Source organism: Sandaracinobacteroides sp. (assembly GCF_057137845.1).
The window spans coordinates 1-8,763 of sequence record NZ_DBNHFX010000206.1; the positions used below are offsets into that span (position 1 = coordinate 1).

7 protein-coding genes and 1 pseudogene are annotated in these 8,763 nt (G+C 63.3%); 3 read left to right on the forward strand and 5 right to left on the reverse strand.

Translation table 11 applies throughout. The features are described from left to right. Positions 1 to 230: pseudogene (locus tag AC16JP_RS11275) on the reverse strand (hypothetical protein); the annotation flags it as partial. A gap of 181 nt (positions 231 to 411) precedes the next feature. Between AC16JP_RS11275 and AC16JP_RS11280 the strand changes: the two are divergent. After that, complete coding sequence (locus tag AC16JP_RS11280) at positions 412 to 1,878, forward strand: catalase (protein WP_484340713.1); 1,467 nt, start codon at positions 412 to 414, stop codon at positions 1,876 to 1,878. Between the two features lie 66 nt (positions 1,879 to 1,944). Here the strand turns inward: AC16JP_RS11280 and AC16JP_RS11285 are convergent, their stop codons facing one another. The 4 genes from AC16JP_RS11285 to AC16JP_RS11300 form a co-directional block, all read right to left on the reverse strand. Further along, positions 1,945 to 4,260: a TonB-dependent receptor gene (locus tag AC16JP_RS11285; protein ID WP_484340714.1), complete on the reverse strand. Its 2,316-nt coding sequence runs from the start codon at positions 4,258 to 4,260 to the stop codon at positions 1,945 to 1,947. Positions 4,261 to 4,370: 110 nt separating this feature from the next. Beyond that, the gene (locus AC16JP_RS11290) at positions 4,371 to 5,129 is read right to left on the reverse strand and encodes an SDR family oxidoreductase (protein ID WP_484340715.1); all 759 of its coding nucleotides are present in this window, start codon (positions 5,127 to 5,129) and stop codon (positions 4,371 to 4,373) included. 60 nt (positions 5,130 to 5,189) lie between these two features. Next, positions 5,190 to 6,413, reverse strand: a complete 1,224-nt coding sequence (locus AC16JP_RS11295) for a mandelate racemase/muconate lactonizing enzyme family protein (RefSeq protein WP_484340716.1) — start codon at positions 6,411 to 6,413, stop codon at positions 5,190 to 5,192. Between the two features lie 10 nt (positions 6,414 to 6,423). Then, on the reverse strand, positions 6,424 to 7,161 hold the full coding sequence (locus tag AC16JP_RS11300) for a FadR/GntR family transcriptional regulator (protein ID WP_484340717.1): 738 nt from the start codon (positions 7,159 to 7,161) through the stop codon (positions 6,424 to 6,426). Between the two features lie 116 nt (positions 7,162 to 7,277). Here AC16JP_RS11300 and AC16JP_RS11305 point away from each other — a divergent pair, with 116 nt between their 5' ends. Together AC16JP_RS11305 and AC16JP_RS11310 are read left to right on the forward strand one after the other, a co-directional pair. After that, positions 7,278 to 8,393 carry a cellulase-like family protein gene (locus tag AC16JP_RS11305; protein WP_484340718.1) on the forward strand — a complete coding sequence of 372 codons (1,116 nt, stop codon included), beginning with the start codon at positions 7,278 to 7,280 and terminating at the stop codon, positions 8,391 to 8,393. Positions 8,394 to 8,398: 5 nt separating this feature from the next. Then, a partial coding sequence (locus AC16JP_RS11310; RefSeq protein WP_484340719.1) for an SMP-30/gluconolactonase/LRE family protein occupies positions 8,399 to 8,763 on the forward strand: 365 nt, incomplete at its 3' end.

The window sequence follows — 8,763 nt, forward strand, 5'->3', positions numbered from 1 at the left end:
CCGATTGCCGCCAGCAGCCCCGTCCAGACCGCAGTCGCATAGGCCCCCGTCACCCACGCCGGCATCATGCGCCAGATTTCCTGCTGCGCCGCCGGCAACTGCGCCAGATCCGCCTCCGACATGCGCACCTGCGTCAGATAGGCAAAGCAGCCCGCACTTTCCCACAAAAGGGCTGCCACTGCGACAACCCAGAACCAGAACGGCGGCCTGATCACTGCTTGATCGATCATGGCATCCCCCACCCGATATTCCCCCATTATGGAACCTGCACCCGTTCGGGGTGCCGCACAATCCGAAAAGCGCTGCGAACCACCGGTATTTTGCCGCTGGCATCAGGGGGATGCGCGGGCCATACTCGGCGGCGATCCCTGCGCATCCAGATCAAGCGCGCCTTCAGAGGAGTAAGCGGCCATGTCAGACGAAAATCCCGCCAGCAAGCGCCCACCCACGCACCTGACCACGGCCTTCGGCGCCCCCGTGCCCGACAACCAGAACAGCCTGACGGCAGGCGCCCGTGGCCCGCTGCTGGCACAGGACGTGTGGCTGAACGAAAAGCTGGCCAATTTCGTGCGCGAAGTGATCCCCGAGCGGCGGATGCACGCCAAAGGCTCAGGCGCGTTCGGCACCTTCACTGTCACGCACGACATCACGCGCTACACCCGCGCAAAGATTTTTTCCGCAATCGGCAAGAAAACCGAAATGTTCGCCCGCTTCACCACGGTTGCCGGCGAACGCGGCGCCGCCGACGCCGAGCGCGACATTCGCGGCTTCGCGCTGAAATTCTACACCGAGGAAGGCAACTGGGACCTCGTCGGCAACAACACGCCGGTATTTTTCCTGCGCGATCCCCGCAAATTCCCCGATCTGAACAAGGCAGTAAAGCGCGACCCCCGCACCAACATGCGCAGCGCCACCAACAACTGGGATTTCTGGACCCTGCTGCCCGAGGCGTTCCACCAGATCACGATCGTGATGTCGGATCGCGGCATCCCGAAATCCTATCGCCACATGCACGGTTTCGGCAGCCACACCTATAGCTTCCACAACGAGGCGGGCGAACGCTTCTGGGTGAAGTTCCACTTCAAAACCCGGCAGGGCATCGAGAACCTGACCGACGCCGAAGCCGCATCGATCGTGGCAGGCGACCGGGAAAGCCACCAGCGCGACCTGTATGAAGCGATCGAACGCGGCGATTTCCCGAAATGGACACTGTATGTCCAGATCATGCCGGAAGCCGAAGCCGAATCCTATCGCTTCCACCCGTTCGACTTGACCAAGGTCTGGCTGAAGCAAGACTATCCTCTGATCGAGGTGGGCGAGTTCGAACTGAACCGCAATCCCGACAATTTCTTCCAGGACGTCGAGCAAAGCGCCTTCGCGCCATCGACGGTGCCGCCGGGGATCGGCTTTTCGCCGGACAGGATGTTGCAGGCGCGGCTGTTCAACTATGCGGATGCGCAGCGCTATCGTCTGGGCGTCAATTTTCATCAGATCCCGGTAAATGCCGCCCGCTGCCCGGTGCATTCGAACCACCGCGACGGCTATGGCAGGGTCGATGGCAATTACGGCGGGCTTCCGCACTATGAACCGAACAGTTTCAGCCAATGGCAGGAACAGCCGGAATACCGCGAACCGCCACTGAAAATCCGTGGCGACGCCGACTTCTGGGATTATCGCGAAGACGACGCCGACTATTTCACCCAGCCGCGCAAGCTGTTCCAGCAGATGAGCGCCGCCCAGAAACAGGCACTGTTCGACAACACCGCCCGCGCAATGGGCGACGCTCCTGACTTCATCAAGCAGCGCCACATCGACAACTGCACCCGATGCGACCCCGATTACGGCGCCGGAGTCGCAACAGCGCTGGGGCTGCGGTAGCCCCGGCGCCGCAACCATGTTCCGGTCGGCCTCTGCCCGCTGACCGGAACATGGTGCGCCTTCGGCCTAGAAGGTAAGCCCCAGCTCCACCCCGAAGGTGCGGGGCGTGTTGAAGTTCGCATAGTCGCCGATCAGCGCGCCGTTCGCATTTGAACGGCGGTAGATGTGCTGTTCGTTGAACAGGTTGCGCGACCACAGGGCGACGGTCAGGCCCGCAGTGCCGTTCATCGGGATGTCGGCAACCGATATCCGCCCGTTGAACAACAGCGACGGATCCACCTTCACATCTTCGTTGTCGATCGAATGGTGGCTCGACGAATAGCTTGCGTCGAGGTGGAACCGCAGCGCGCTGCCGGCTCCGCCGACCGGTGTCTGATAGTCGACTGCTGCCGATGCCGCGTGTGGCGGCGTAAACACGATGAACACCCGCTGGATCGGATTCCCCGCCATCAGCGGGTTCGGCGTGTCCGGGATGCGGGCGTGGGTGTAGTTGTAGCTGGCATTCAGGGTCAGTCCCTCGGTCGGGTAAGCCGTAAGGTCTGTTTCGATGCCACGGATGCGCGTGGTGCCCGGCGCATTCACCGTTTCCAGCGTGTTGCGGTTGGTGATCGGGTCGTAGAAGTTGAAGTCGATCTGGCTGCCGTCCCGGTTCATGATATATGCGGCCATGTTGAACCGCGCCGTGCGGTCGAACAGCATGGTCTTGGCGCCGAATTCATAGGACTTCACCTGTTCCGGCCCGAACGATCGATAGATCAACGAACGCGAACTTGCCCCGCCCGAACGGTAGCCGGTCGCATACTTCAGATACAGATTGACGCGGTCCGCCGCATCCAGCCCCAGCGTCACCATCGGATCGAACCGGCTCGAATTGGCCCTGAAGGTCAGGTTTCGGGCAACATTGTTCACCTTGAACAGTTCGCCGTGCTTCCGGTCGTTCGTGTAGCGGCCGCCAACCGTCAGGTGCAGCCAGTCGCGGCCTTCAGGCGTCCAGGTAAACTGGCCATACGCCGCGTAGCTTTTGGAAAATGCTCGGCTGGCGCGGTCGACCGAGCGGTTACCCGGAAACGACGGCCGGGGGTCGTTGATGGTGTAGCCCGAGCCATCGGCGTTCCAGCGATTGGTGTTGAAGGTGCCCGCTTCGTCTTCGGCGCGCTCGTTGAAGTAGTAAAGCCCCAGCACATAGTCGAGAGTCGACGAGCGGCCGACTGCCTGAAGCTCCTGGCTGAACTGCCGCTGATCCAGTCGCGCAAGGCTGTAGCGGCTGAAGTTGCCGTTCGGCACATAGACCGGCGTACGGTGGGCACCGCCCGAGTTGTCCCACTGGTCGTCATTGACGGTGCGCCATGCCGTCAGCGACCGCAGCTCCAGCGTATCGCCGACGTTCCAGCGCAGGACGCTGGTGAACCCTTTGGTCTTGCCGGTGTTCACATTCTGCGGAACACCGATGTCGGCGGTGTCCTGGCGCTTGTCGCTGACGACCACACCGGGCGGCAGCGGCCGGATAGTGCCGGCGGGAATCGAGCCGGACGGGTGGTTCAGCGGCAACACGGACAGCCCATGCGGATTGTAGTTGATCAACTGGCTGTAGATGGGTGTGTTTTCATCACGGCCGATGTCGAACGACAGATCTGCGGTGAAATCGGCAAACGGCTGCCAACGGGCAGCGGCCCGCCCGCCATACCGGTGAAAGCTGTTCCAGCCCAACGCACCGGGCAGCGGATTGCGCGTGGTCGCATTCTGGTGCTGCACCACCCCGTCCAACTTGACCGAGATGTTGGCAAACTCCGGCATGTCCATGTGCATCTGCGCCGAATAGCTGCCGAAATTGCCGAAGCCTGCCGACATGCGGCCGCCGAACTCGCCGGTTGGCGTCTTCAATACGATGTTTACCGCACCACCTTCGGTGTTGCGGCCGAACAGCGTACCTTGCGGGCCGCGCAGCACCTCGATGCGCTCGACATCCAGCAGCGCTGCATTCAGGCCATGCTGCCGCCCAAGGTAGATGCCATCGATATACACGCCGACGCCCTGCTCGCGGGCGGGCTGGTTGGCGTCCAGCGGAACGATGCCGCGCATCCCGATGGTCAGTGCGGAAGTGCGCGATTCGAAGGTTGCGATGCGCAGCGACGGGATCGAACCGCCGGCCAGATCGACCAGACTCTGCACGTTGCGCTGTCTGAGTGCATCGTTGTTCATCACCGATATGGCGATCGGCGTATCCTGAAGATTCGATTCGCGGCGTGTCGCCGTCACTACAATATCCGCATAGGTTGCACTGTCATCGGCCGCCACTTCGTCTGCCGCATGCGACGGCAGGGCGACGAACAGCAGCGCAGTGCCGGCCAAGAACTTGGACCGATAGTTCGAAGCAGAATGCACGAAGATATTCTCCTGGCGCTCGGTATGAGCAGCCGGGCCGATATCAGAGAAGAAAGAAGCAATTATTACAAAGGGCGCGGATGCTGGACCGCCCCCGGCGCAAGCCCGCGCTACCAGCCGCCGTCGATTGCGAAGTTCTGACCGGTGATCATCCGCGACCGGTCCGAGGCCAGAAACAGCACCAGTTCGGCAACGTCTTCGGGCTGGATACGCTGCTTCAGGCACTGGTTCTCAAGGATCCAGTCGTTGTATTCGGCCAGCCTGTCGGCAAACACCCGACGCTCGGCATCGGATACCACGGCGCCCGGCGAAACCGCGTTCACCCGCACGTTGAACGGGCCGAGTTCGCGCGCCAGCGACTTCGTCAGCCCAAGCATCGCCCCCTTGCTGGCAACATAGGGCACATAGCCGTCCCAGCGGCCATTCAGCGTCAGCGAGCAGAAATTGATGATCCGGCCGCTTCGCCTCTCCTTCATACGGGGCGCAAGCGCCCTGACCAGCGCGAATGTCGCCGCAGCGTTCACCCGCAACTGGCCTTCATATTCCTCAAGCGAGAATTCCTCGAACGGCTTGCTGATGATCAGCGCGGCATTGGAAACCAGCACGTCGAACCCGCCAAATTCGTCGCTCAGTGCGCGAACCAGCCGCTCGCTGGCGTGCAGGTCGCCCAGATCCTGACCGATGTAGCGGACGTCGACATCATATCGCTCTGCCAGTTCCTGCGCACGGGCTTCGCCGCGCTCGTCTCCGGGCCGATCGATCAGCACCAGCCTCGCCCGGCGCGCTGCGAACAGTTCTGTCTGCGCTGTCCCCAGCGAACCTAGTGCGCCGGTCACCAGAACGGTCTGGCCGTAGAATTCCGCATTCATGGCTGTTGAACCACCTTCCTGATTGTTGTGCACCGCGACATTCCGGCCGTCGGGCCTGGCTCATGCCTGCCCGCCCCGCAATGGCGCGCTTTCGACGGCGCTGGTCCGCCGGGTGACGGTGAAGCGCCGGGCCAGATCGGGGTGCAGCGCCATGCCGAGGCCCGCGCCCGGCGGCACCGTGATCCGGCCGTCACGGATCGGCGGCAACTGCGTCACCAGATCACCATACCATGTGCGGTGGAAGGCGCGGACGCTTTCCTGCACAAGCGCGTTGGGCGCATACAGCGACAGGTGCGTCGAGGCGCACAGCACCACCGGCCCGGTGCAGTCGTGCGGGGCAACGGGCAGATGCCACGCCTCGGCCATGGCGGCGACTGCGCGGGCCTCGGTCAGCCCGCCGCACCAAGACAGATCGAGCATCACGATACCGGCAGCACCGGTTTCCAGAAGATCACGGAAGCGCCAGCGTGTCGCCAGTGTTTCCGAAGCGCAGACCGGGGCAAGCGAGGCCTCGGCATAGCGTCTCAGATCGCCCAGCGCGTCCATCCTGATCGGGTCTTCGTGCCAGAACGTGCCATAGGGCGCCAGCGCGCGCGCAATGCGGATCGCCGGCGGCAACTGCCACATCGAATGGAACTCGACCATGATGTCCATGCGGTCGCCCACGCGCTTGCGGATTTGCTCGAACGGCCTGAGCGCCGCCTTCAGTTCTTCGGCGCTGATGTCCAGCCCGCGATTCCGTTCGGCCGCGCGATCGAACGGCCATATCTTCATCGCGGTGATCCCCTCGCCAAGAAGTTCCTCGGCAAGCTCGTCGGCGCGAAGCAGGAACGCATCCAGATCGGCATATTGCTGGCGCCCCCGCCCGACGCCGTAGTTCGCCGTGTTCTGGCCGCCCTGCTGCATGTAGGCCGTGCCCGCGCAGGTGTTGTAGGTGCGGATATCCGGCCGGGTGAACCCGCCCAGCAACTGCGCGATCGGCTGGCCGGTCGCCTGACCGAATATGTCCCACAGCGCGATGTCGATCGCCGAGTTGCCGCGCATTTCCGCCCCCGTCGAGGCAAAGCCGACATAGCCCGCAAGGTCGCGCGAAATCGCCTCGATCGCCAGAGGGTCGCGCCCTGCCAGCAGCGGCACGATCGTTTCATGGATATGCGCTTCCACGGCGCCTGCACCGAAGAAGGTTTCGCCAAGCCCGGTCAGGCCCGCGTCGGTCTGCACTTCCACCCAGCACAGGTTCGGATGTTCGCGCAGGCGGATGGTGTCGATCCGGGTGATCTTCACGGAGGCTCCCTCAGTTGATCCCGCTGGCCAGCAGCAGCTTCACGGTGTCGTCGAAATGCTCGGCCATCAGCCGCTCTGCTTCGGCCCGGTCGGCTGCGCTGATCGCCTTGGCAATCGCCTCGTGGCAGCCGACGCTTTCGTGGCGGGCCGCGTTGCTTTCGCGCGTCAGCCAGCCGATGCGCCACGTCTGCCGCGTCGCCACATGGAACGAGCCAACCATCAGCGCGAACAGCGGGTTGCGCGAACCGCGCGCGATCGCTTCGTGGAACGCGATGTCGTGCTCCATCACCTTGTCCATGTCGTCGAAGTCGGCCCGCATCGCAGCGGCAAGTTCGGTGATCTCGCGCGCCTCGCGTTCGGTCCGGCGCAGCGCGCACAGGCCGACGGTGCGCATCTCGATCGTGCGGCGCACATCCAGAATCTGCTGCACCGAAACCTGATCGGTGGTGATGCCATGGTCGATGACCAGTGCCAGCACCTCGGCATCGACCTTCGCCACACGCGCCCGCCGCCCGTTGCCGACATCGATCAGCCGAAGCGCCGCCATCGAACGATACGCCTCGCGGACGACGGCGCGCGAAACGCCCAGCTGTTCGCCGATCGCCGCCTCGCTGGGCAGTGGATCGCCGATCCGCAATCCGTCTGAACGGATCAGATGCCGGATGTCATGGATCACCCTCGACACCAGGCTCGTCGGCGTATCGGCATTCCCCGCCGCCGTCTCGAACAGTTGGACAGGTTCGCTCACATCTAACCTATATGCTAGCTTATCGAATATATGGCAGACAGCATGTGCCAAAGCTGTTGTCAATACCGGCAATTCCGGCCTATCCATCGGGCAATGCCAAACGGAAAGGATCGTGTGTGAAGCGGGCCGTCGACCAACCCTACGCCATCACCATGTGGGATTTCTCCTGGCTCGAGCGGCGCTGGCCCGGCGCCGGCTACGAGGATTGGGACCAGGCGCTCGATGAGCTGGCGGAACGTGGCTACGACGCCGTCAGGATTGACGCCTTCCCGCACCTCGTCTCGGCCGATCCGCATCGGCAATGGGAACTCCTGCCCGCGTGGAACCAGATGAGCTGGGGCGCGCAATCGCTGACGCGCGTGCGGATCCTGCCCGACCTGCTGGAGTTCATCGGCAAATGCCGCGACCGCAACATCGGCGTCGGCCTCTCAAGCTGGTACCGGCAAGACCCCGAGGACCACCGGCTGCGCATTCGCACGCCTGCCGATCAGGCGCGAATCTGGCTCGACACCCTTGGCCATGTCGATGCCGCCGGGCTGCTTGATGCTGTCCTGTATGTCGATCTCTGCAATGAATTCCCGATCCCGTTCTGGACGCCATATCTCTATGGCGGCACCACCGGAGAGGAACTTTCCCGCCGGTCGCCGCAAATCCTGCAATGGATGCACGACAGCGTTGCAATGCTGCGCGCAGCCTACCCCGGCCTCGATTATACCTATTCCTTCGCCTCCCAATATGACGACCTGCCCGACCAGGACGTCTCGATGCTCGATCTGCTGGACCCGCACATCTGGATGTCGCACCCGGCCGTCAGCGACTGGAACAGCATCGTCGATTACCGGTTCCAGAAATTCTCGCCGCAGGGCTTCGACAACATCGCCCAGCGCGGATACCAGACTTACCGCGACAACAAGGCCCGATACGACGCCGCCCTTCTGTCGGCGATCGACCGGATGGCCACATGGTCACGCGCATGCGGCAGGCCGCTGATCACGACGGAATGCTGGGCGGTCGTCGACTACAAGGACTGGCCGCTCCTCGACTGGGGGTGGATCAAGGACCTGTGCGAGATGGGCGTAAACCACGCCGCAGGCACCGGCCGATGGATCGGCATGGCCACTTCGAACTTCTGCGGTCCGCAGTTCGTCGGCATGTGGCGCGACATCCAGTGGCACCAGAAGCTGACTGAACGCATCCGGTCGTCGCCGATCGACGCCGACCTGCGGCGGTAAAGGCGATGCAGCCGCTGCTGAACTGCCGCAACATCGTCGGTGAGAGCATCGTCTGGTCCGACGACGGGCAATGCCTCTACTGGGTCGATATCGTCGGCAGCCGCATTCACCGCTTTGCCCCGGAAACCCGCGCGTACGATTGCTGGCGAACACCGGAACTGCCGACATCGATCGGGCTTGCGAAAGACGGCGGCTTCATCGTCGGCCTGCGCCGACGGGTCACCCGCTGGAAGCCGGGCGGCCCGTTTCAGACCATCGCCGTCCCCGAGCCGGATCTTGGCGGCAACCGCCTGAACGAAGGCGTCGTCGCACCGGACGGATCCTTCTGGGTGGGCACCATGGAAGACAATATCGGCCCCGACCTGCAACC

What these genes read in the sequence shown, in the direction of transcription:
- AC16JP_RS11280 (WP_484340713.1), top strand. Translation starts at nt 412, where the DNA reads ATGTCAGACGAAAATCCCGCCAGCAAGCGCCCACCCACGCACCTGACC.
- AC16JP_RS11290 (WP_484340715.1), bottom strand. Translation starts at nt 5,129, where the DNA reads ATGAATGCGGAATTCTACGGCCAGACCGTTCTGGTGACCGGCGCACTA.